The organism is Larkinella fluvii (assembly GCF_051857545.1).
Lineage (GTDB): Bacteria > Bacteroidota > Bacteroidia > Cytophagales > Spirosomataceae > Larkinella.
In genome coordinates this window covers 423,601-447,729 of record NZ_JBPZHB010000003.1, presented here as the reverse complement: position 1 = coordinate 447,729, position 24,129 = coordinate 423,601, and the positions used below count along the sequence as shown (strand labels likewise).

Below are 24,129 nucleotides of genomic sequence, written 5' to 3'. Positions count from 1 at the left end.
CAAACTTATTGGCGGCATTGACTGCCCATTTCCAGGTTAAAGCGTACGGTTTGGTTAAATTTCCGGCCCAGTTTTAACCCCAGTGCCAGTCGCCCATCCAGCCAGGCCGGATTCGGCAAGCCAGCTTCCAGCAGAGCCGCTGCCGAAACCGTAATCAAAGGTCGTTTTCCGAAAATATAGACTCCGGCTTCGCCCTGCAGAAAGGCGTAGATCTGTCCCCGACCGTACCAGTTGTTACTGCCGATGGTGGTTCGCCCCCCGCAGAACGGCGCATTGAACTCTTTCAACAGCATATCAAATCCGGCTCGGGCAGTTAGATTCAGATACGGTATCCACAAGCGAATGCGCCAATCCAGTGATAGACTGGCTCCAAAGACGAACCCTTTCCCCAGCACCGCATCGGCCTCCGCACTAGCCGGCCGGTCGGTTTGGAGGGCTGGATCATTCCGGAGCTTCTGAAGCACTTCCGCCGGTGGAGGGGGCATACCAGGAATCCGGTGCCCGATCATCAGGTAGCCATCGATGCGGATTTGTGGCCCCAGGTGCATTAGCAGTCCAATTCGCCGGCTTTTATCCGGATGACCCAGATGACAATACCATTCGTTTTCATCAAAGTGCATGACCATCCAACCGGCCCGGTTATTCGCTCCGGTTCCGCGCAATAGCCCACCTGCGTTGACAAAAACCTCCGCATCGCCGTGGAAGGTATGGTGCTCAAAATCTAGTAGCAAAGCGACCCGGCCCTGAATACTGCCCAAGGCGTTCCCCTCGGTGGCTCCGAATTCCTGTTTGGCTTTCTTTTCCAGCATTTCCTGAGAAAATACTTCGCCAGTCAATACCTTTCCGGTATTGAGCACCATCGTTTTCAGTTTGTTTGCCCCCGGAATATTGACGGATACCGTCCCGGTAAAGACCCCTTCTCCGAAGAACCCAACCGAGTTAAGCCCCCAATTTTGATTGAAGATAATCTCCACGCCAGCCTGACCTGTAAAGGCTTTTTTTGCCGCCACCAGGCCCATCACAGCTTTAAAACCCAGTTGAATGCTTTCAGTTGGTTCGTAACTGAGTGCGCTACCCATCGCCCCCAGCACCTGTGGACGCATGTGGTGATACGCTCCGGCATAAATGGCGTTCATTTCCAGTGGCCCCGCCAACGGGATGGCGGGACTGAACGTTGTGCCCCCCATTGCATACCAGTACCGGTATGCTTCTTTGGCCCCAAACAGGGCCTCGGCGGTGAATTTCATTTTGTTGGAACTCCCATCCTGAGCGAGTTTACTTACGCCCAGGCTAACTGATCCCCGAAACCCCTTGCCATATACCGCATCATTTTCGAAAAGGCTGACGCAACCCGCCAGGGTAAGGTTGCTTACCGTCCCTTTGATGCAGAAGTCCGACAGGGTAATTCCGTTGTTGTTCCATTCGTGGATGCCGTTATTTTCCACAAATTTGCCGTAAGCCGTCACACCCGCCGTGGCGCCAAAGGTTTCCTTCATCAGGTTGACCCGAACTTGCAAATAGAGGGTGGCGTCTCCGCTGTCGGCCGGTGCCGCAGCCACCCGCAATTCACTGACTGTGATCGAAAAACCGGCCAGTTTCTGATCGTTTTGATAACCCAAAGCACCGACTGTCAGCCGGGGTGCATCGGTTTGCAGCACCAGATTCTCGAACGTAATCCCCTTGAATTGGAGCGTTGCAGCGCCCTCCGTGGCTTCGGAGCCATTCTTCATGGCATAAATCCCCAGGCTACCGTGGAGGGTCGCCCGGGGTTTAAAGGTTCCGTTGACAACTTTCAATTCAATCCGTGATGACGGCTGAAGTGTCGCCGTGGCCCGCCAGAGTGGAAATTTGAGTGATTCGACCGCAAAAACTTCAAGCCCATAGTTGGCATTCTTCGTAATTTCACCCCGGTAGCCTACGGGTGTGGTAGGCGCAATGGGCAATGTCAGTTGTCCTTGAAAAGCTCCGCCAACGAGTTTATGTTTCTCAAACGCCAGTTCAAACCGATCCAGCGTCATGGCCCAACCCGATGCGGATAGCGGCTCACCGTTCAGGGGGTTATTGACGGCTACCCGGGCGGTTAAACCTTGCCGATCATAGAGCAGATTAGTCGCTTCGATGGAAATGCGCTCCGAGCCCCCACTCCGGGTTTTAAACTCGGGAGGTAGAATGAGCCGAAACTGCTGAATATAAACGCCCTTCCAGGTGCCGGGATCGGAGCCATCCGGCAAGCTGTTTTGAGGATCGTTGAAATAATCCGGCGGAAACAAAACGGCGTTGTCGTTTCGTTTTTCACTGAGGTCTAAAACCGCCTGCGTCAACTGGAAGCCGAATTGTTCGTAGCCCGTCACGGCAAAGGGCGCGATGTCGACCTTCGCGATCAGGTCGCTAAAATCCGGGGCACTCACCTGAAAGGTGCCCATCACCTGCCCGGAACCAATAACCCCGCCGGTCACCGGTTCGATGGGTACCAGCATACTCCGGGGAAACAGCACTTCACCGACTACACCTAACCCGACCAAACCGCCACAATTAAACGTTGCATATGTCAAATCTTCCGTTGCCCCCGTGAGACGGTTCAACCCACCCCGCAGCCGCAAAGTCATATTGCCCATCGGGACAATGTAATCACCCAGCAGCACCAGCTTAAAATCACCCGTCAATCCACCGTCGCGCGTAAAATGCACCTGATCGGCCCCGAAAAACAATTCGCGCTCATTGACACCCGAATACGGATCGGGCATCGAAGCCTTAATCCGGGCAAAAACCGTCAGTTCCGCATGTTGGGGAAAAAACTTTACTTTCAGAATACCCAGTTCGACGGTGCGGTTGCCGATCTGCTTTTTGAGACCGACCGGTAATACCGTTAAATCCTGCATTGTCAACTCCTCCACGTAGCCATTGCGGCTGTCTAAATAGCGAAACAGCGAAGCCGCTGAATCGCGCTCAGCCGAGGTGGCGGCTGCCAATTTCGGTTCTATCAAGGCATTCTGGTTTGATAAAACCCGGCTACTCGTTTTTTTCGGCGAGTGGGTCAGTGCCCGCTGTAGCGCATGTTCCAAGCCCGCCGTAGTGGCGGTCGAAAGTGCGGTGCTGTTGGTGTTAAGTTTGACAAGGGCTGTTGTGGTCCCAGCCGGAAGCAACGGGCTTGAAGCCGTTGCCGGTCGGGCCGGATCGGTATCCGATGGTCGGTCCCGGTTGTCAGCATAGGCCGACCGGAAGCTCAGGAGCATTCCAAGTGGCAAAAGCAGCCCCAGGACGGTCTGGCAAACAACCGTTAACGATCTTTTCATAAGAAACCGGATTAAAAGAAACCGGACTGTAGGACTGTCCGGCCACGAAGCATCATTTTTTAGTTGCAGTAATCTGGATATTGCTGCTGGCACCGGTGTCGTCCGTCTGTTTTACGTTCAGCGTTAGCAGCTTACCCGACAAAGTACCGCTTCCCTCGGAGGTCATTGTTCCAAAATCGTCCTTGATGGTGTGTTTCGCCAGGGTAATGGTGTTTCCACTCACCGTAGCCGGCAAAAAATCAGCCTCATCCAAACCAAAGTCAAATTTTATTTTTACTTCATTGGATTTGCTGCCGGCCTGAATTTCGACGTCGATGGGGTCTAACTCAAAATCCATGAGTTGGCCTGTTGCCACCATTTTGCCCGTATAGGTTCCGACAAAGGCGCTTGTCGGAACCTGTGGGTCATCGCTGTCGTTTTTACAAGCCGAAAAACTGAGCAGAATCAAAACCGGTACAATCGTTTTCAGGCAGAAGTGGAAAAATGGTGCAGACGTTTTCATGTGCATTTGATTGGTGTATGGATTGAATAAAATTGACTTATTTTCGGGTCGCTGTAATTTCGTGGGTGTATTGTCCCTGACCATCGTCCTCCCGGAGCATAACCGTGAGTTGCTGTCCGATGAGGGTGCCCGTTCCTTCGAAAACCACCTCATCTCCCGGGCCATACGTAAGTTTCTGGCTTTGTGTCGTGAATTTGGTGCCGTCTATCGTTGCCGTCAGCGGATCATTGTAATCACCGAAAGGGCCGATAATTTTCCACCTGACTTCGTTTTCTTTGCTCCCTGCCGTCATTTCAACGGTGATGGCCATGGTCTGGACAATGGCAGACCCCTGATTCGTCAAGCCACCCGTCGTAACCATCTTACCAGCGTATTTGCCGATGCTGGAAGTGGTGATGGGTTCGGGATCGTCGCTGTTCTTGTTACATCCGGCAAGCTCGACGGTCAGCAGTATTAACAGAACCGGTAGAAATTGAAAGCGTAAGGTGATGGATTTCATACAATTATTGCTTGTGCAAACATTTTAAATGAGTTAAATTTTTCATTATTCTTCCTGTTTACTTGTAATTATGAGTTGATATAACGCCTTTAAAACACATCCAGATAAAACCGCTCACCAAAATCTTCGTAGCGAATACTGGCATCATATCTGCGGGTTTCTTTATTGACTAATTGGTATTCCACATTTTTAAATTTCTTTTGATAGGAAGAATCATAATGAATGGCTTGTTGAAATTTGATTAGAGATTTACTGTTTAGTTCACTATAATCTAGGTTGTATCGAACGGTGGCTTTTTCTGAATTGTGTATTAAAGTCCTGTTTTCTTTACCAACATCTAATGCTCCAATAATATAGTTAGCCATCATATTATTTATAGACATTGCCTTTAAAGCCCCATCATAAATATTTTTAGAAGTATCTTGGTCTATATAAAGAAAAACTTCATCATCATCAAATACATCATATTGTAGCTCATCGTCGCTACAAGCTATTTTTTTAATTCCTACTATACTAGTCGGGTATATTTCCCCTGTAACCCCTCCTCTAAAATAATCGATACGGCGAATTAATTCACTAATCTTTTTCCAATCTTGGTGAATATCACAAAAGCAATTCAAGCATCGGTATACTGCTTTATAGGCACTCCTAACGGGAGCGCATGAGTTTATTACTTGTATATTGTTATTTTCGCAAGTCTTGCAAGCAACTTGATTTATTCTAAATAGCCCATAAGATGCTGAAATGATAAGCACAAATATGGCGATCCTCTTTATTTTCATCGAATTGTGATCTCGCTTATCAATTTAGCTGAAATTCTTGTTTGAAAAGGATGTCCAACACCCCAATAATGTTGCAACCTAAAAAAAGCTTTTAAACTTTCACTCATCGATTTTACCACAGAATTCCCATTAATATCGGCTTCATCTGCACCATACCAGTCCATAATATGGAAAGTGGCATTTAATTTTTGAGTCGTATAATTAAATGTTTTCATATTAAAATCAATACTGGCATTTTCGTATTTAATCGTCCTCAATTCCATCTCTACTTTAATTTTCTGTGTACCTCCCATGATACCATAGAAGTCATAGAAAGGAATTTCAGAAATATTACTAAAATCTGGAAGGCCAATACCACTAGCTCCTCCCCGATTATCAAAGACGAAATCACCGTTCAATTGATTAAATTTCCCCTCTTTTATCTTTGATGTAATCCTGGCAATAAATTGATCAATATAAGAATGAAAAGGATCTTCATAATATTCTATCAATTTATTGGAAACTGGATCACCTATTTCAAATGCAATTTCTGATTGCTTCCCACTGTAATAATTATCAATAATCCTGCTCTCCGAATCTGTGGAAAGTACATCTCGAACTCCCAAAGCACCATCAATCATAAATCCGTTTTCATAGATTGAGCGAGTAAAGCCTTGAGGATAAACCAAATATCTATTCCAATCATTTAACTCTCCCGTGCTGGCTATTAATTGTTGTATTTGTAATTTATTCGATTGCGTGTGCGTCTTATTTGATATCTCATTCGGATTTCCATCCCATTGAAATGTACCAAATTCGATTGTCCTTTTTTGCGTATCTCCATCCCCAGTTGGTTCGGGAAGCCCTGCGTTAATTAAGGAAATGAGATCCTGAGGATTCGGACAGGTAGTAGCGGCTCGTCTACCATTGGGAGAATTTGATAAAGAATCACAAGATACTAATTCATTCAATTTAGCTTGAATGATATTCGTATTATGAATAATAGCCTCTTTAGCTTCCTGCGGAATTCCGTCATCCTCCTGATAAGCCTGCTTCACTTCATCAAGCTTTTTCGTATATTCTTTCAATTTAGTCTTGTCATTAGGAGTATAAACTGCTAATAAATCTTTTATGGCCGTGACGACATTTGTCACTACTTCATCAATAGGCTTAACTTCCGTCCATTTCGGATCATACGCCGACTGGGCCGTTCCCCCCATCAACTCATAGCACTCATTCACCACCACCCCGGTCAGCTCAATGGCAATCCGGGAGCCTTGCAAATACGGAATCTCCGTATACTCCACCCCATTCCAGCCTTCCGAACCGCCACCGGACACCTCCGTCACGATGATGTCGAAATCGGCCGCCCGGATCGGGTCGCCCGGCGCCAGGTTGCTCAATCGGCTGCCATTGTCGGGCAGCGGAATGGCGGGCGTCGTGCCACAGGCGTACGTGTGCGTGCGGGACTTACACGGTTTGCTGCGAACCGTCAGGTAAGCCGTACAGGTGTCCGTCCCACTCATCAGCTTCACGGCGTATTCTCCAATCGCCGTCGCCGACAAGGTTGGTGAGGTGCCCAAGCTAACAGCCGCACTCGTTCCACTGGTGCGCGTCCATTGATACTGGTAACCCGCCAGCGATGCCCCTTCCAGGTGTTCCACCGATAGCGTCAGCGGTTGCAAAACCCCGCCTACCCGTGGCATCACATCGGTTTCCGTCTCCTGACTGTCGACGGCCTTGATGCGGAGGTTGCAGCCCGAAACCGTCGTATCGCAATCGACCGTCACCAGCCTTCTGCTTTTATTTTTGTCGTTCAGAATGTCAAAGAACAAGTGGACCAGCCGTTGCCAATCCGGCTTGTTAGGGCGGTTTTATGATCAATACCTGCCACGGTATATGAATTGGATTTGTCGTCAATTTAGAGTTTTCAGCAAAATATTATTTCGTTTTTTGCTTTTACAAACAATCTTAAAATTAATCTGTTTGTATTTTAACTGCAACTAAAATTTAACAATACTCATTATTTTCTCTAAAACACATCCAGATAAAACCGCTCACCAAAATCTTCGTAGCGAATACTGGCATCATGTCTGCGGGTTTCCTTATTGACTAATTGGTATTCCACATTTTTAAATCTCTTTTGATAGGAAGAATCATGATGAATGGCTTGTTGGAATTTGATTAGAGATTTGCTATTTATTTCATCATAATTCAAGTGATATTGAACAGTAGTCTTTTTTAAGTTTTGAGTTACTGTCCTGTTTTCTTTACCAACATCCAGGATATTTATGAAATGATCAGAAGGCAAAATAGCATTTATAAATAATGCTTTCAACGCCCCAGCATGAACAATTTTGGATGTATCCTGTATGATGTAGAGAAAAACCTCTTCATCTTCAAATACATCAACCTGCAATTCGTCATCACTACAAGATATATCCTTCGTTCCAAATATGCTTGTCGGATATTTCTCGCCATAAATACCTCTATAATAATTGAGTCCACGAATAATTTGACTAAGCCGTTTCCAATCTTGAAGGCCATCACAAAAACAATTAAGGTGCCTGTATACATTACTAGTAATAGGCACACATGCTTCCATGACATACATATGTTCGTCTTCACAAGGTTTACAATCAGCTTTATTTAGCTTGTAAACTGTGTATGATGTCACAAGAATGAGCATAAAAATAGCAATAATTATTGACTTCATCGTATAGTAAATTCATTTATCAATTTAGCCGAAATTCTAGTCGGGAAAGGATGTCCAGTACCCCAATAATGCTGTAGCATAAAAAGCGCTTTTAAGCTTTCACTAAAATCTTTCTTAATAGAAGTCCCAGCGATATCGTCAAGATCAGCCCCGTACCAATCCATAATTTGGAAGGTGGCATTTAGTATTTGAGTTGTATAATTAACGGGCTTTAAATTAAATCCAGAACTGCTACTATTGCAAGTAATCGTTTTCAATTCCATTTCTACTCTTATTTTCTGAGTACCTCCCATAATGCCATAGAAATCATAGAAGGGAATTTCAGAAAGTATACTAAAACCTGGCTTTCCAATAGCTCCTTCTATATTTTCTTTATCAAAGACGAATTTTCCAGTTAATTTGTCAAATTTTCCAGCTTTAATATATGGTGTAATTCTAGCAATAAATTGATCAATATATGGGTGATAAGCATGATTAAGGTTCTGCTCATAGTATTCTATTAATTTATTGGAAACCGGATCACCTATTTCAAAGGCAACTTCTGCCTGTTTTCCACTATAAAAATTACCAATAATTCTGTTTTCCGAAGCTGTCGAAAGTATATTTCTCACTCCTAATCCCAAAATTCCGTCAATTAAAAGGCCATTTTCGTAAATTTTTCGGATAAACTCTGGGGTAAAGTTTATATAAGTATTCCAATTATCTAGTGATCCCTTACTACGTATCAATTGTTCCATTGATACTCTGGCTTCTTGGGTGTGAGTTTTATTTGCTATCTCCTCACGGTTCTCTTCTCTTTCCCATTGATATGAACCAAATTCGATTGTCCTTTTTTGCGGATCAATACTTGGTTCAGGAAGACCTTCATTCATTATAGCAATAAGATCCTGAGGATTTGGACAGGTAGTAGCGGCTCTTCTACCATTGGGAGAAGTTGATAAAGAATCGCAAGATACTAATTCATTCAATTTTGCTTGAATAATGGTTGTGTTATGAACAATAGCCTCTTTGGCTTCCTGGGGAATGCCGTCATCTTTCAGATAAGCTTGCTTTACCTCGTCCAGCTTATCCGTATATTCTTTCAGTTTGGCTTTATCATTGGGTGTATAAACCGCTAAAAGATCTTTTATGGTAGTGACGGCATTGGTCACCAACTTGTCAATAGGTTTAACCTCTGTCCACCCCGGATCATACGCCGACACCGCTGTCCCTCCCACCAACTCATAGCAGTCATTAACCACCACCCCGGTCAACTCGATGGCAATCTTCGAGCCCTGCAAATACGGAATCTCCGTGTACCCCACCCCATTCCAGCCTTCCGAACCGCCACCCCTCACCTCCGTTACGATGATGTCGAAATCAGCCGCCCGGATCGTGTCGCCCGGAGCCAGGTTGCTTAACCGGCTCCCGTTGTCAGGCAGCGGAATCGCCGCGGGCGTCGTGCCACAGGCGTACGTGTGTGTCCGGGGTGTACACGGTTTGCTGCGAACCGTTAAATAGGCCGTACAGGTGTCCGTCCCACTCATCAGCTTCACCGCATATTCCCCAATCGCCGTCGCTGACAAGGTTGGTGAGGTGCCCAAGCTAACAGCAGCACTCGTTCCACTGGTGCGACTCCATTGATACTGGTAACCCGCCAGCGAAGCCCCTTCCAGATGCTCCACTGACAGCAGCAACGGTTGCAACGCACCGCCCACCCGTGGCATCACATCGGTTTCGGTATTCTGACTGTCGACGGCCTTGATGCGGATGTTGCAGCCCGAAACCGTCGTGTCACAGTCGACCGTCACCAGTCGGCTTCCCGCCCGGCAGGTGTCGATCCCCGTTACTTCGTAGGCATCGATCCGGTACGTCCCCTCTTTCAAACCCGTAAATACCGCCGGACTGTTGGGCAAAATCGACGTCAGTTGATAGCTCGTTTGGCCACCGTTCACCACCGGCTGGTAGAGTGCAATCTGTAGCTGCCCGCTGGCATTGGCGTTCTTCACCTTCACCGTAATCCGGCCCCGGCGCGTGGTGTCAGCCGCCGAAAAGTCACAGTCCGCCAGCGGTTCGCCATCGAACGCCAGGGTACAATTCACCGACGGTTGTACCGTCACCGAAACGGAAGCCACGGCCGCACAAGCGGCTCCGCTATACGCCCGAACCATGTACAAACCACCCATGCCCACGGTCGCATTCGGGCGGTTCACTGACTGGCCCGTAGCCATAAAACCGCCAGGACCGCTCCATTCGTAACGGGTAGCTCCCGTAGCCGTCGCGCTCAGGCTGATGGTTTGACCCGTGGTGTAGGGGGTTTGGCCGGTCGTGGCACTGGCACCGGTGGGCGCAGTTTGCACCAAAATCCCGATGGCATTGGAAGCCTCACTGACCACGTTGCTCACCACGCAGGTCGCCGAGTAGGTCGTTTGGCCATTGGTACAAACCGGATGCGGTTGCCCGTCATCCCGTTCGACCACCGCACCAGTCCTTCACAGCCGTCGGCATCCAGTTGCAGGGTGTCACCCTGACACAAGGCGGTCCCGTTGGTGCGGATGATGGGGGCCGGAACCGTAATCCGTTGCACGGTTACCGAAGCGGTGGGGCTTTGGCAACTGCCGGACAGGCAGCGGGCCGTGAAAACCAAGGTCAGTTTAGTTAACAGATTTAGGAAAACGGTGCGGTTTTATAAAACCGCACTGTGACCAGTTGCTGCTTTTATTTTGTCGTTCAGAATGTCAAAGAACGGGTGGATTAGCCGTTGCTAATCCGGTTTTTTTCAAAATGCGACAATTAAAATCAAAAATAGGTAAATTATTATGATTAACGTTGTAAATAGTTTTAAATTTTAATTATTTTTCTTAAATTTTATTCCATCTATAACAATTTTTTATACCTATACTCCTTATAAATATATCCAAAAACTAAAAAGCAATTTAATTAGAAATTTATATTTTTATATTTTAAGGTTTTGTAAAAATACAAAACCTTAAAATATAAAAACTAGTTTACACAATTCATTAAAATATAAATAAATTTAATAAACTCTCACAATAATCATTTTTCCTCACTCAATAAAGGCTTTATGTTTCCAATCTTCCTAATTCATTCGGTCCGTATCGTTTAGATTTTAATTTTCCATTAATACTAATAAAATATTTAAATTCACCATCTTTTTGGTGCCATATAATATCATCAATCTCACCTACAATACTTGGCCTTTCTTTTTCAAATACTCTATCTTTAAAATCAAATTTACTACGAGGAAAAACACGATCAATTGCATCAATTTTCACTCGAATTGTGATTTTTTTTGCTTTGAGTATTATAAAATCATCTTTTGTAATTCCAACGCATTTAAATATTGTAGCAGTTCTATTGGTTCTTACAAATTCTACATCTAAAGAATGTACTAAGTCCAATCTAGAAATTTGAATATTTACATCTTTATAGTAAAGAGTTTTACATGAAACCCATTCACCAATATATTCTTTAATGTCCATATGGCACAAATCCTTGAAAATCGTTTGAAAAACTATTAGTCTGAAATTTTCTCCTAAACACCTCCTCTGCTATTTTTAAAGAACTATTAGTTGGTTTAAAATGTCCAGATATATTATTTACTTTGTAAATTTTCCCTCCTCTAAACTCAATTATACCAGCAGTTCTAACTTTAGGATTCGCTCCTCCTAGTAACGTTGGATGAGGAGCTCGACCATCCGGTACTGAGAAATCAAATCCTTTTGCTCTTGTCCCTATAATCAAGTTATCAGATGGATCGATTACATACATATATTCGGAACCGTTTAATGCTGAGGTCGTAGTGGCATTAGGATCTAATCTGTTTTTTGCTTTGAGGATTCCTGATGGTGTTATATCCAATTCCTCTACTCTGGTAGCAGTAGGATTCTTTCTATATTCCCCCGCTTGCAAAACTCCTGACGCTTCATCTGCTAATCTGAAAGTTTCATCTACTTTAAATAGAAGTACTTCTTTGGCTGCTTCTGCCCGTAATACAGATGATCCATTTTGTATTTTTGGAGCAACTTCATTTAAGGAACTCTTTGTGACGCTAATGCCCCTTTTTGAGAAAATGTTGGCTGCTTTTGTAAATTTACTTGCTACTGGAGCTAAAACCAAAAGTGTAAAGGCCGTTAGTTTTCCGGTACTATACGCACAATCATCGGCTTCATTGTTAGGAGGTGAATTATTCCCAAGGCATTGGCAATCATAAACTTTTGCCGCAAAGTCTTTGGCTTGATTGTACAGGGTTGCTGAACCTCCTACCAAGTCTGTTAAGACTAATTTGATGGCATCTGAACAACTTTGTAAATTAGATAAATCCCCTGTGACGGCAAATTTTGGAGAGAAACAATCTAGTAAATCCTGGTATTTATGTTCACCTAAAATAATCTGACGAATATTATCCGTTAACGCTTTCTGAATTTCCTCTGCTAATGATTTAACATCAATCTGAGCTAACAATTCATTCAGGAATCCTTCCGTGAACATCTGGGCACATCGTCCATCACCACTTAACTTAAAAGTAGTGGCATGAGATCGGGCCGCACCAAATTCCGTATTTTGGCGAAGTTGCTGGATGACCGCGAGTACAATATCGATCTGATTAACCGTACAGCTCTTAGCGGCATCGAATCCAGCCGAGAGCTGGTTTCCCACAGCTTTCCAGTCTGCTTCCTGGGCTTTGGCCAATAATCTTCCACCAGAAGGAGTTGTTCCAATGGCTTTCAACTGATTGTACTTAGCCAAAAGATCATTCTTCTCTACTTCGGTTAAACAGGATACTTGCGCCAATAGAGAATCCAATTCTGCTTGTGCTGCTACCAGAGTATCCCGAATAGCGGCTGAATTCGCCAAAGGATTGTCTAAGAGTTTATTGACACTTTCTAATTTGCCAGAAAAAGTATCAAACCTTTGTTTAAGTAAAGCATAAAATGCATCAGCGGCTCTAAATGCCTGATCTACATCCTGTATACCACCCCAACTCGGATCATAAGCCGACACCGCCGTCCCTCCCACCAACTCATAGCAGTCATTAACCACCACCCCGGTCAACTCAATGGCAATCCGCGAGCCCTGCAAATACGGAATCTCCGTATACCCCACCCCATTCCAGCCTGCCGAACCGCCACCCAACATTTCCGTCACGATGATGTCGAAATCAGCCGCCCGGATCGTGTCGCCCGGAGCCAGGTTGCTCAATCGGCTGCCATTGTCGGGCATCGGAATGGCGGGCGTCGTGCCACAGGCATACGTGTGCGTGCGGGGCGTACACGGTTTGCTGCGAACCGTCAGGTAGGCCGTACAGGTGTCCGTCCCACTCATCAGCTTCACCGCATATTCCCCAATCGCCGTCGCCGAGAGCGTCGGCGTGGTGCCCAGGCTGACGGCTGCACCCGTTCCCGCCGTACGCGTCCACTGGTAGGTATACCCCGCCAAAAAAGCCCCTTCCAGGTGTTGTACCGACAGCGTCAGCGGTTGCAAAACCCCGCCTACCCGCGGCAACACATCGGTTTCCTTGCCCTGACTATCGACGGCCTTGATGCGGATGTTGCAGCCCGAAACCGTCGTGTCACAGTCGACCGTCACCAGTCGGCTTCCCGCCCGGCAGGTGTCGATCCCCGTTACTTCGTAGGCATCGATCCGGTACGTCCCCTCTTTCAAACCCGTAAATACCGCCGGGCTGTTGGGCAAAATCGACGTCAGTTGGTAGCTCGTTTGGCCACCGTTCACCACCGGCTGGTAGAGTGCAATCTGTAGCTGCCCGCTGGCATTGGCGTTCTTTGTTTTCACCGTAATCCGGCCCCGGCGCGTGGTGTCAGCCGCCGAAAAGTCGCAATCCGCCAGCGGTTCGCCATCGAACGCCAGTGTGCAAGTCAACGACGGTTGTACCGTCACCGGAACGGAAGCTACGGCCGGACAGGCGGCTCCGCTATACGCTCGAACCGTGTACGAACCACCCATGTCCACGCTCGCATTCGGGCGGTTCACCGACTGCCCCGTAGCCGTAAAATCGCCCGGACCGCTCCATTCGTAGCGGGTGGCCCCCGCAGCCGTCGCGCTCAGGCTGATGGTTTGACCCGTGGTGTAGGGGGTTTGGCCGGTCGTGGCACTGGCACCGGTGGGCGCGGCTTGTACCAAAATCCCGATGGCATTGGAAGCCTCACTGGCCACATTGCTCACCACGCAGGTCGCCGAGTAGGTCGTTGTGGCCGTTGGCACAAACCGGATGCGGTTGCCCGTCATCCCGTTCGACCACCGCACCAGTCCTTCACAGCCGTCCGCATCCAATTGCAATGTATCGCCCTGACACAAGGCGGTCCCGTTGGTGCGGATGATGGGGGCCGGAACCGTAATCCGTTGCACGGTCACCGAAGCACCAGGGCTTTGGCAATTGTTGTCGATGCAGCGAGCCGTGAAGGTGGTGGTTTGGGATAGCGTTACCATCAAGACAACCCCCGTTGAGGGGCCGCCCGGCCCGGACCATTCCACCTGAAAAGCACAACCTGACGCCGTCAGCGTAACGGTCTGGGGGCCGGAGATTGCGGCAGGCATTGCACTGACTGTCGGGGCACTCATCGGACAACAATCGGTGGTGAGGATCCACCGGGTCTCGTTATACGTCGCTGAACCCGTTGCCATGTCCCTCTCCTCGCGTTCCAGGCGGTTGGCGGTAGGGTTACAACGGACGTTACCGGTTGTTTGCCAGTTGCCTCCAGGGGTGCAGGTCTGACCGGTCTGAGTCCAACGAGTTTGATTATACGTCGATGACCCAGTAGCGATATCTTTCTCCTCGCGTTCTTGGAGATAATTCGTTGACGCATCGCAACGAAATGCGCCCGTTCCCTGCCAGTCTGCACCCGGTGTACAACTCTGACCGGTAGGAATCCATCGGGTTTGATCGTAGGTCGGTGAGCCCTGAGCGACATCCCGCTCTTCGCGCTCCTGTTGATAATTCGTTGAACCATCGCACCGGAACGCCCCCGTTCCCTGCCAATCCGCGCCAGGCGTACAGGTCTGGCCCGTTTGAATCCACCGGGTTTGATCATATGTAGAAGAGCCCTGAGCAACATCCCGTTCCTCGCGTTCTTGCTGATAATTGGTCGAAGCGTCACAGCGGAATACGCCCGTGCCTTGCCAATCCGCGCCGGGCGTACAGGTCTGTCCAGTTTGAACCCAACGCGTTTGATCATACGTGGACGAGCCTTGAGCGATGTCGCGCTCCTCGCGCTCTTGCTGATAATTGGTCGAAGCATCACAACGGAGATTCCCGGTCTCTTGCCAGTTGGAACCGGGTGTGCAGGTCTGACCGGTCTGCACCCAACGCGTCTGGTCATAAGTCGGTGATCCCTGGGCGACATCCCGTTCCTCGCGTTCTTGCTGATAATTGGTCAAAGCGTCACAGCGGAAAGCCCCCGTTCCCTGCCAGTCTGCGCCGGGCGTACACGTTTGCCCCGTTTGAATCCACCGGATATGATCGTACGTGGACGAACCCTGAGCGACGTCTCGTTCCTCGCGTTCCTGTTGGTAATTCGTGGAGCCGTCACACCGAAAATTGCCCGTTCCCTGCCAGTCTGCACCGGGCGTACAGGTCTGACCGGTGGGAATCCAACGCGTTTGATCAAAAGTAGAAGAACCTTGAGCGACATCCCGTTCTTCGCGCTCCTGCTGATAATTTGTGGAGCCATCGCAACGGAATACACCCGTTCCCTGCCAGTCCGCGCCGGGTGTACAGGTCTGACCGGTCTGCACCCAACGCGTTTGATCGTACGTGGATGAACCCTGGGCGACGTCCCGTTCTTCTTGTTCTTGTTGATAATTGGTCGAAGCGTCACAACGGAATGCGCCCGTTCCTTGCCAATCCGCGCCGTGCGTACAAGTCTGGCCCGTCCCGATCCATCGGGTTTGATCGTAGGTCGGTGAGCCCTGGGCGACATCCCGTTCCTCGCGTTCCTGTCGATAATTGGTCGAAGCGTCGCAACGGAAATTGCCCGTTCCCTGCCAGTCCGCGCCGGGCGTACAAGTCTGGCCCGTCCCGATCCATCGGGTTTGATCGTAGGTCGGTGAGCCCTGGGCGACATCCCGCTCCTCGCGTTCCTGTTGATAATTGGTCGAAGCGTCGCAACGGAACGCGCCCGTTCCTTGCCAGTTAGAACCGGGCGTACAGGTCTGACCGGTCTGCACCCAACGCGTTTGATCAAATGAGGGAGAACCCTGGGCGACGTCCCGCTCCTCGCGCTCCTGCTGATAATTTGTGGAGCCATCGCAACGGAATACACCCGTTCCCTGCCAGTCCGCGCCGGGTGTACAGGTCTGACCCGTTTGAATCCAACGCGTTTGATCGTACGTGGACGAACCCTGAGCGACATCCCGTTCTTCGCGCTCCTGCTGATAATTGGTCGAAGCGTTGCACCGGAATGCCCCCGTTCCCTGCCAATCCGCGCCGGGCGTACAAGTTTGCCCCGTCCCGATCCATCGGGTTTGATCGTAGGTCGGTGAGCCCTGGGCGACATCCCGCTCCTCGCGTTCCTGTCGATAATTGGTCGAAGCGTCGCAACGGAAATTGCCCGTTCCCTGCCAATCCGCGCCGGGCGTACAAGTTTGCCCCGTCCCGATCCATCGGGTTTGATCGTAGGTCGGTGAGCCTTGGGCGACATCCCGCTCCTCGCGTTCCTGTTGATAATTGGTCGAAGCGTCGCAACGGAATACACCTGTGCCTTGCCAGTCCGCGCCGGGCACACAGGTTTGACCGGTTGGAACCCAGCGCGTTTGGTCAAAAGTAGAAGAACCTTGAGCCACATCGCGTTCCTCCTGTTCCTGTTGATAATTCGTGGAGCCATCGCATCGGAATGTGCCTGTTCCTTGCCAGCTAGCATTGGGTATGCAACTCTGGCCGGTTGGAATCCAGCGCGTTTGATCAAATGAGGGAGAACCCTGGGCAACGTCCCGCTCTTCCCGCTCCTGTTGATAATTTGTAGAGCCATCGCATCGTAGATTTCCAGTATTTTGCCAATTAGCTCCCGGTATACAACTCTGCCCGGTCGGAATCCAGCGGGTTTGATCATACGTCGGTGATCCTTGGGCAATGTCCCGTTCTTCGTGCTCTTGTTGATAATTCGTGGAAGCGTCGCACCGGAATACGCCCGTTCTCTGCCAATCCGGCGGAGATGGACAGGTTTGGCCGGTCGTTATCCAGCGAAGCTGACCCGAGGTTGGCGAACAACCAGCATTATCCCGTTCCTCCCGCTGTTCCTGATAGCCTGTTGAAGCATCACAACGAATGGCACCCGTTGTTTCCCATCTTGGCTGGCTGTCGCAACATTGGCCTGTTGCTGTCCAACGGAAATTACTCGACGATGGAGAGCAAAAACTTTCGTCCCGCTCTTCCCGTTCAACAATACCATTATTACAACGAGTTTGGCCATTTGGCATCCAACGTGGTCCCGAATAGCAACCGCAAAAATTTGTAGTTACCCATTGTATCTGCCCACTTGTAGTTGAACAGCCGTTAACATCTACTTGCTCTTTTTCCAGCCACTCTGGCCAATCAGGGTTACAACGTGTATTTCCGGTATCCTGCCAGCTAGCCGAACTATTGCATCCGCAAGGATCAACCAATACCCATTGCTGCTGACCAAAAGTCGGTGAACAGCTATTTTTATCTTCTTGTAATTTGTCTAATCGCGTTCCTACACATACAGTCGCTCCTACATCCTCCCACTGAGGTTGGGTATTCGTACAAGTACCGGGTCCACCAGGTCCACCCGGACCTCCGGGTCCGCCTGGACCGGTAACACAACTCGAAACATAAACCGGATCGCTGGATTGATCTGCACACCCGCCAGAACCGGTATTGCAACTAACCGTATAGGTTCCATTCCCACCACTATTACAGGCAATGATCGTGTTTTGTCCCAGCGTTGGACTTAGGTAAATTCCTTCCCGAAGCCAAAGGGGTGTTCCCAAACAGTTATACACAGTCAACACGCCCCCTGCATCCGTTACGATGGGCTTGGCACTTGGATCATCGCAAGGCGAATCGGATAGTGGTGTCGCCCCAACCCCCAGTGGGGTTGCGCCTTTGATGGGTTTTGATGGGGCAAAAGAATAATTGACGGCAACCACACAAGCAGCATTCTGTTTTTCCCGAATGTAGACTGTGCCGTTTTTGGTAGAATGCCTGGGAAAGAAATTGGTCGGATAAAACGTGATGTTATCCAGGCTGTATACATAACTGGTCGGATTTTCCGGCACCTCGATCACTAAGACCCCCGCCACCGGCTCATAGACCCGAACCTGACTGGCCTCAAGGGTACAGACAGGCTGGAGAGCCAGCACCAATTCCACTTTTTTCTCAAAAAGGCTTTGTGTACTTACTTCTTTAGGCCCTCTCAGAAGCGTAAAAGGTTCCGGTGAGTACCGGGCAAACTTCCCTTTAACCGTATACTCGACAGCAGGTTTGGATTGCAGATCAAGCGTCGCACCAATGAAGTCGGTATAGGTTCCACCCGTTATTTCAAATCCGTCGGGCAGCAGCATCTTGAGGGAAAACGATTTCTGATCCTCAAAAAAGAATAGCAGACTGGGTGGAATATCGAGCAACTCCGCCCGGATGGTTAGCTCAATTTCTTCCCCAACGGTGATCGTCGTTTTATTGGCGGTCAGGATAAACCGAACCGGATCCACACTGTTTTTCAGGGATCGTACGGGGCTCAGCCGGAAAGGCCGCGCCGGAATCAATTCCGGCCGTTTTAATCCTGATGAGGCTGGATTGTCAGACGGGGCCGATACAGCCTTAGAGAACCGGTTTATTGGCCCATACGTACCTACTTTAGTTTTTGGCGTCCGCTTACTACCATCAGGCAATTCTTCCGGATTATTAAAAGATACCCCAAAACAATTATATGTACAAACAATTACAAATACAATAAACTGTAAAAATGAAGTATAGCGTTTTCCCATACGAAAATAGAGGAGGTATAGTCAGTATAAAATGCGATACTTAAAATGGCTTCCACCCGGAATTGCCCGGTGAATGGCACGCAAGATGAGATAGCATTTCACAGAAACCAACTTATTTTTGTCTGGCAACGACAGAATTGCTAAATGTCACTTTTTTATGTTACCGACCTATTTAACGGACAAACAACAAGTGACTTTTTGAAGCGAAAAGGCGTAAATGTCGTTTACGATCCTCACGCCGGTCGCTCTGCTTTGGGGTTCTTTCTACTCCGTAACTCCCGCAGCTTCGCATATTTCACCACCGGATACATCGCCGAAAACAACGACCAGATAAAACCGGGATAGCCGTTCAGGAAATTCCGTTTAATCACATACGCTTTTACGAAGGTGATCGGGAGCCGGAAAATGATCTGGGCAATGGAACCGCGTTTGCCCCGACTCAGCAAATCGCGGGCTCCGGCGGTGGTGTAGCGGTTAAATTTCTCGAAGTATTCGTGCAGGCTACCGTAGCTGTCGTGCAACATGTGGTGCGTCAGTTTGCCGACTGGCCCGGTCAGTATCACGTCTTCGTGAACCCGGGCGGTGTTGTAGTTGCCAAACCGTTTGTCGAAAAGCCGCAGGTGGGGCATTTTGTATTCTCCGCCAAACCGCATCAGCCGGTCGAGAAAGACCAGCGAAATCGGGACTTCAAAACCGTGGAAATGGCGTTGACCGGAGGCTACTTCCGCCAACCGAAGCTGGATTTCGGAACGGAGTTCGTCGCTCACAACTTCGTCGGCATCGACCACCAGCACCCAGGGATTACGGGCCTGGTTGACGGCAAATCCTTTTTGTAAACCGAAACCGTCGAAATCCCGGTGGAGAACGCGGCAACCGAACTGCTGCGCCAGGGGAAGGGTTTGATCGGTGCTGCCCGAATCGACCACGACAATCTCGTCACACCAGCTTAAGGCACGCAGAACCGCCGGCAGAATGCGGGCGGAGTTAAAAGTAATCATAACAGCACTCACCGGCGGTGAGCCAGGCAATGGCAACTCGGACATAAAAACACTAGAATCGAGATGGGACTACAAATGACTGGCTTTCAATGCAAAAATCAAATTTTAGCAGATTTCTAAGAAGTTATTTTTTTGCCCACCCAACAACTATTTGATAGCTATGGAGTTATTCAGAAAGCGGCTACCGGGCTACTTTCACCCATCAACTTTTAAGTTGTATTCCTCCGCCAATGCGATAACTTTGTTAGCCCGCTTTTCAGTTTATTAATCGTTACACATACCACTAAGTCTATAAGAATCATGGCTCAACCTGAAGCACTCGAACCGATCTTGCAAGATGATCCACTCCGCTTCGTTCTTTTCCCGATCCGACACCACGACATCTGGAGAATGTATAAGCAGCACGAAGCATCGTTCTGGACGGCGGAGGAAATTGACCTCTCGCAGGACCAGCGCGACTGGGAAAATCTGAACGACGGCGAGCGGCATTTTATCTCCAACGTCCTGGCCTTTTTTGCCGCTTCAGACGGGATTGTCAACGAAAATCTGGCGGTCGGTTTTCTGTCGCAGGTGCAATATGCCGAAGCCAAATGCTTCTACGGTTTCCAGATTATGATGGAAAACATCCACTCGGAAACCTATTCGCTGCTGATCGATACGTACATCAAAAACCCGGTCGAAAAAGACAAGATGCTACGGGCGGTCGATACCATTCCCTGCGTGAAACGGAAAGCCGACTGGGCCATGCGCTGGATCGAAAACGGTTCGTTTGTGGAGCGGCTGCTGGCGTTTGCGGCCGTGGAAGGCATCTTCTTCTCCGGTTCGTTCTGTTCCATTTTCTGGTTGAAAAAACGGGGTCTGATGCCCGGTTTATCGTTCTCGAACGAGTTGATTTCGCGCGATGAAGGCTTGCACCGCGACTTTGCCTGCATGCTCTATACGGAACACATCAAGAATAAACTGCCGGAATCGGAGGTATACGCCATGATTCAGGATGCGGTCAGCATCGAGCAGGAGTTCGTCAGTGAATCACTGCCGGTTTCGCTCATCGGGATGAACGCCGAGTTGATGAAGCAATACATCGAATTTGTGGCCGATCACCTGCTGGTGTCGCTGGGTTTACAGAAGGTGTATAACTCCACGAATCCGTTCGATTTCATGGACATGATTTCGCTACAGGGCAAAACCAACTTCTTTGAGAAACGCGTCGGCGAATACCAGAAAGCCGGTGTCATGTCGTCTACCAAAGAAAAAGAAGATCAGAAAATTACCTTCGACGCTGATTTTTAAACCGACCTGTCATTGGCCTGTCGGTAGTGTCGGGGTTGCCAACTCAACTGAATAAAGATTAAAGACAAGAGAATAAAGAGTAAAGACAAGAGAGTAAAGACGAATGAAATGCTCAGAACGTCTTTATTCTCTTGTCTTTACTCTTTATTCTCTTTTTACTCTTTACTCTCTTTTTACTCTTTACTCTCTTTTTACTCTTTACTCTCCCCAATAACCGCCCACACCATCTCACTTTCGTAGCCTTTGCTGATGGCGTAGCGGACCAGTTTCTGTTTCATCACCAGCGGACTTTCACCTTGGAGACTGCGCTTCTTTTTTTCGAGTAAATCGACCAGCGTCTGGCGGTAATCGTCGGGTTCAATTTCCTTCATAGCCTGTTCGAGGTTGTAACCGGTAATGCCGCGTTGCTTGAGGTGTTGCCGGATTTTGTGCCGCCCCCAGCGTTTCACCCGGAACTTACTGCCCGCAAACGTTTTGGCAAACCGCTCTTCGTTCAGGTAATTCTGTTCGATCAGCCACGCAATCATCTCCTCGGCCTCATCGCCGAAAACCTCCCACTCACCAAGTCGTTCGCGAACTTCCCGCTGGGTTCGTTCCTGATAGGCGCAAAACGAGGCCGCCCGGCGCAGAATGTCTTTTGTTTGGTCGGTCATTTTTGGGAATAAAGACGTAAGCGTAGAGACAAAAGAACATCCTGGCCCTTAGTGTTTGTTCCCGGCGAGTTTTAAGTGGATAGCGATTTCGGGCAGAATGTATTGCGCATCGGGTAAAGCGGGGTCCGCGCTATACGTCATGCCCCACTGGGTGCGGTCCACCTTGAACGTGGCTTCCACGGCCAACTGATTGTCTTTCAAGGCAATTTTCGCAGGAAAGTTCACCGGATGGGTCTTACCCAGCATCGTCAGACTGCCATTCACCCGGTAGTTTGCCCCGGCCACGCCTTCTCCACCCGTATAAGGTTCCAGACTGGTGATGGTGTACGTAATCGACGGATGCAACGCCATGTTGAAGAAATCGGTACTCTGGAGGTGATGGACCAGCACCGGCTTGAGCGTGTCCGGCAAACTGGTGCTGACGATGGACGAAACCGGAATCGTGAACGAGCCGCCGGTTACTTTCCCGTCTTTCACCGTCAGGGCATCGCTCGTCACGGCAATGGAGCCTTCTTCAAAATAACCGGTTCGCAGACTGCCTTTCCACACGGCGACGGACGTTTTTTCGTCAAGCTGGTACTGCTCCTGCGAAGGATCTAAATGGTCTTTTGTGCAATTCAACAGAAAAGACGACAAGGCAATGGCGCAAAATAAGCGTACTTTTTTCATGGTGTATTCGTTGTTTTGACTAAAAAAATAGATGCAAAATGGCGTGTTGCCGAACTCAGGGCGCGGGCGGAATCGGGGCAGGGACGGCATTGGAAACCGGTTTCAGCGATTTCAGATAGGCAAAAACCGCCTTCATGTCCGCGTCGGTCATCCCGGCATAGTTCGGCCACGGCATTGGCGGCAGCAAGGGTCGGCCGCTGTCCAGCCCTTTAAATTTCCCCTGCCGCATGGCTTTGTTGAACTGTTCCTCCGACCAGTTGCCGATCCCGGTGGCATCCGGCGTTAAGTTGGCCGCAAACGACACGCCCCAGGGGCCGATGAAAGCCGTATTCTGCCCATTGAACAGCACCCATTGACCCGACTTAACCAGATTTTTGTCGTACGAACCCAGCGGCTGAGCGCTGTTGTAACCGGACAGAAAGCGGTCCGGATCGGGTGCGGGGCCTCGGGGTGTCATTTTCTTGGGCGCGTGGCAATCCGCACAACCCATAATCGTCACCAGGTATTCGCCCCGTTTGACCAGCTCGCCCTGGGTTGGTTTTTTGGGTACCAGAACCGGACTGAATTCCGGTTGGGGGGCGTTATGCGGTTGGGTAAAGGCACAGGCAAGCCCGATGGCGGCTGTAGCCGCCAGATAAATCCATCTCATGGTGTGTTTAATTGTAGTAAAAAAAAGATTCCAGTAGTCTGCCGGAAATCCGGCAGACCGTCATTGAAACGGTAAAAAAATGGAAGAATAAAACCGGCAGCGTTTATCAAAAACCGGAATCAGATGCCTTAGGCATGGGTCCGGATCAGTTGCCGACCCGGAACCCGATAATAGTGGCCCTGGTCATTAAACACCATCGTCGGGGCGTCATTGGTAAACAGTCTGAATTCCCGGATAAAATGGGCCTGGTCCGAATAGCCAAACGTATGCGAAACATCCAGCCAGTTGGGGAGCGTCGTTTCCTGCTGGAACGACTCGTAGGCATTCCGGAAGCGAATGATCCGCTGGTACGTCTTGGGCGTGGTGCCGTATTGGTCTTTAAAACTGCGTTCCAACTGCCGCTTGCTCACGTATAAATGCGTGCTCAGGTCCTCGATCGAGAGGTTTCCTTTTGCTTTCCGGATCAGCCGGGTGGCTTCGAACACGTAGTTGCGTTCGGCTTTCAGATTCCGGAGTTGCGCCAGCAGAAACGTCTCCGCTGCGCTGACCACCGCCTGGATATCCGGCAAACCGTAGACGCTGTCGACCAGGCGGTTCATGCGTTTTCCGAAGAGACTTTCCAGATCCGTGAAATTATTGAACAGCGATGCACCCGGTACATTGAACAGTTGCGGCAGGCTCTCCGGTTTGAGCTGAATACCGAATTTACGGGTAGTCCCCACCGACTTCCACTGCACGGCATCCTGATAAAGCCCCGCAAAAAACGCCTGCGGGAGCTTGTGCCACTGGTTATCAAACAACGCATAAGCGCGGTTATCGTCCAGGTGCATGATCAATTCCAGCGTTCCGAAAGGCAGGCAACGTTGCAGGGGCGACTCTTCGTTACCGCTGGTTTCAAAATGATGCAGCCAGTAACATTCAACGAAAGGTTGCAGCGCAGCCGACGGTTTAAATTCCTGATACCATGTATTCATTCCTGTTCAATCGTAGTGTTGTTGCGAATTGTGCCGTAAAAGTAAAGCCCCAATCGGTTCCTGTATTGAAAAAATGCGACATTTTCGCAACCGGTCACACACCTGACTGTATTTTTCTTTCGAGCCCGACGGGCAAAAAAATGGCCGAAGAAATATCCGGCCA

16 protein-coding genes are annotated in these 24,129 nt (G+C 49.1%); 1 reads left to right on the top strand and 15 read right to left on the bottom strand.

Features of this window, described 5'->3' with window-relative positions; all coding sequences use genetic code 11:
- Positions 1-5 precede the first annotated feature (5 nt).
- The 11 genes from ACS5NO_RS09245 to ACS5NO_RS09195 all read right to left on the bottom strand — a co-directional run bounded on the left by ACS5NO_RS09245 (position 6) and on the right by ACS5NO_RS09195 (position 19,731).
- On the bottom strand, positions 6-3,293 hold the full coding sequence (locus tag ACS5NO_RS09245) for a hypothetical protein (RefSeq protein ID WP_439414874.1): 3,288 nt from the start codon (positions 3,291-3,293) through the stop codon (positions 6-8).
- Between the two features lie 52 nt (positions 3,294-3,345).
- Positions 3,346-3,795: a hypothetical protein gene (locus ACS5NO_RS09240; protein ID WP_439414873.1), complete on the bottom strand. Its 450-nt coding sequence runs from the start codon at positions 3,793-3,795 to the stop codon at positions 3,346-3,348.
- Between the two features lie 37 nt (positions 3,796-3,832).
- Positions 3,833-4,294, bottom strand: a complete 462-nt coding sequence (locus ACS5NO_RS09235) for a hypothetical protein (protein ID WP_439414872.1) — start codon at positions 4,292-4,294, stop codon at positions 3,833-3,835.
- Positions 4,295-4,383: 89 nt separating this feature from the next.
- On the bottom strand, positions 4,384-5,076 hold the full coding sequence (locus ACS5NO_RS09230; protein ID WP_439414871.1) for a hypothetical protein: 693 nt from the start codon (positions 5,074-5,076) through the stop codon (positions 4,384-4,386).
- The gene (locus tag ACS5NO_RS09225; protein ID WP_439414870.1) at positions 5,073-6,890 is read right to left on the bottom strand and encodes a hypothetical protein; all 1,818 of its coding nucleotides are present in this window, start codon (positions 6,888-6,890) and stop codon (positions 5,073-5,075) included. The genes ACS5NO_RS09230 and ACS5NO_RS09225 overlap by 4 nt, the downstream gene beginning before the upstream one ends.
- Before the next feature lie 197 nt (positions 6,891-7,087).
- Entirely contained in the window at positions 7,088-7,771 is a 684-nt protein-coding gene (locus tag ACS5NO_RS09220) for a hypothetical protein (RefSeq protein WP_439414869.1), read from the bottom strand.
- Complete coding sequence (locus ACS5NO_RS09215; protein WP_439414868.1) at positions 7,768-10,155, bottom strand: hypothetical protein; 2,388 nt, start codon at positions 10,153-10,155, stop codon at positions 7,768-7,770. The genes ACS5NO_RS09220 and ACS5NO_RS09215 overlap by 4 nt, the downstream gene beginning before the upstream one ends.
- Positions 10,152-10,397 (bottom strand): hypothetical protein, encoded by a 246-nt coding sequence (locus ACS5NO_RS09210; RefSeq protein WP_439414867.1) that lies wholly within the window; start codon positions 10,395-10,397, stop codon positions 10,152-10,154. The genes ACS5NO_RS09215 and ACS5NO_RS09210 overlap by 4 nt, the downstream gene beginning before the upstream one ends.
- A gap of 436 nt (positions 10,398-10,833) precedes the next feature.
- On the bottom strand, positions 10,834-11,253 hold the full coding sequence (locus tag ACS5NO_RS09205) for a DUF6960 family protein (RefSeq protein ID WP_439414866.1): 420 nt from the start codon (positions 11,251-11,253) through the stop codon (positions 10,834-10,836).
- Positions 11,243-18,457, bottom strand: a complete 7,215-nt coding sequence (locus ACS5NO_RS09200) for an RHS repeat domain-containing protein (protein ID WP_439414865.1) — start codon at positions 18,455-18,457, stop codon at positions 11,243-11,245. Before ACS5NO_RS09200 ends, ACS5NO_RS09205 begins: the two co-directional genes overlap by 11 nt.
- A gap of 509 nt (positions 18,458-18,966) precedes the next feature.
- Positions 18,967-19,731, bottom strand: a complete 765-nt coding sequence (locus ACS5NO_RS09195) for a glycosyltransferase family 2 protein (RefSeq protein WP_439414864.1) — start codon at positions 19,729-19,731, stop codon at positions 18,967-18,969.
- 300 nt (positions 19,732-20,031) lie between these two features.
- Between ACS5NO_RS09195 and ACS5NO_RS09190 the strand changes: the two genes are divergently transcribed.
- Positions 20,032-21,021, top strand: a complete 990-nt coding sequence (locus tag ACS5NO_RS09190) for a ribonucleotide-diphosphate reductase subunit beta (protein ID WP_439414863.1) — start codon at positions 20,032-20,034, stop codon at positions 21,019-21,021.
- A gap of 191 nt (positions 21,022-21,212) precedes the next feature.
- Here ACS5NO_RS09190 and ACS5NO_RS09185 read toward each other — a convergent pair whose 3' ends face one another.
- From ACS5NO_RS09185 to ACS5NO_RS09170, 4 genes are all read right to left on the bottom strand, one after another.
- Complete coding sequence (locus tag ACS5NO_RS09185; protein ID WP_439414862.1) at positions 21,213-21,674, bottom strand: regulatory protein RecX; 462 nt, start codon at positions 21,672-21,674, stop codon at positions 21,213-21,215.
- Between the two features lie 48 nt (positions 21,675-21,722).
- The gene (locus ACS5NO_RS09180; RefSeq protein ID WP_439414861.1) at positions 21,723-22,343 is read right to left on the bottom strand and encodes a YceI family protein; all 621 of its coding nucleotides are present in this window, start codon (positions 22,341-22,343) and stop codon (positions 21,723-21,725) included.
- Between the two features lie 55 nt (positions 22,344-22,398).
- A complete protein-coding gene (locus ACS5NO_RS09175; RefSeq protein ID WP_439414860.1) occupies positions 22,399-22,992 on the bottom strand; it encodes a c-type cytochrome in 594 nt (197 codons plus the stop codon).
- 128 nt (positions 22,993-23,120) lie between these two features.
- The gene (locus ACS5NO_RS09170) at positions 23,121-23,966 is read right to left on the bottom strand and encodes a DUF6597 domain-containing transcriptional factor (RefSeq protein WP_439414859.1); all 846 of its coding nucleotides are present in this window, start codon (positions 23,964-23,966) and stop codon (positions 23,121-23,123) included.
- Between the last annotated feature and the right edge of the window lie 163 nt (positions 23,967-24,129).

Bases quoted from the DNA above. Each gene is read 5' to 3' on its own strand.
- ACS5NO_RS09245 (WP_439414874.1), bottom strand. From the start codon at position 3,293: ATGAAAAGATCGTTAACGGTTGTTTGCCAGACCGTCCTGGGGCTGCTT.
- ACS5NO_RS09240 (WP_439414873.1), bottom strand. From the start codon at position 3,795: ATGAAAACGTCTGCACCATTTTTCCACTTCTGCCTGAAAACGATTGTA.
- ACS5NO_RS09235 (WP_439414872.1), bottom strand. From the start codon at position 4,294: ATGAAATCCATCACCTTACGCTTTCAATTTCTACCGGTTCTGTTAATA.
- ACS5NO_RS09230 (WP_439414871.1), bottom strand. From the start codon at position 5,076: ATGAAAATAAAGAGGATCGCCATATTTGTGCTTATCATTTCAGCATCT.
- ACS5NO_RS09220 (WP_439414869.1), bottom strand. From the start codon at position 7,771: ATGAAGTCAATAATTATTGCTATTTTTATGCTCATTCTTGTGACATCA.
- ACS5NO_RS09205 (WP_439414866.1), bottom strand. From the start codon at position 11,253: ATGGACATTAAAGAATATATTGGTGAATGGGTTTCATGTAAAACTCTT.
- ACS5NO_RS09195 (WP_439414864.1), bottom strand. From the start codon at position 19,731: ATGATTACTTTTAACTCCGCCCGCATTCTGCCGGCGGTTCTGCGTGCC.
- ACS5NO_RS09190 (WP_439414863.1), top strand. From the start codon at position 20,032: ATGGCTCAACCTGAAGCACTCGAACCGATCTTGCAAGATGATCCACTC.
- ACS5NO_RS09185 (WP_439414862.1), bottom strand. From the start codon at position 21,674: ATGACCGACCAAACAAAAGACATTCTGCGCCGGGCGGCCTCGTTTTGC.
- ACS5NO_RS09180 (WP_439414861.1), bottom strand. From the start codon at position 22,343: ATGAAAAAAGTACGCTTATTTTGCGCCATTGCCTTGTCGTCTTTTCTG.
- ACS5NO_RS09175 (WP_439414860.1), bottom strand. From the start codon at position 22,992: ATGAGATGGATTTATCTGGCGGCTACAGCCGCCATCGGGCTTGCCTGT.
- ACS5NO_RS09170 (WP_439414859.1), bottom strand. From the start codon at position 23,966: ATGAATACATGGTATCAGGAATTTAAACCGTCGGCTGCGCTGCAACCT.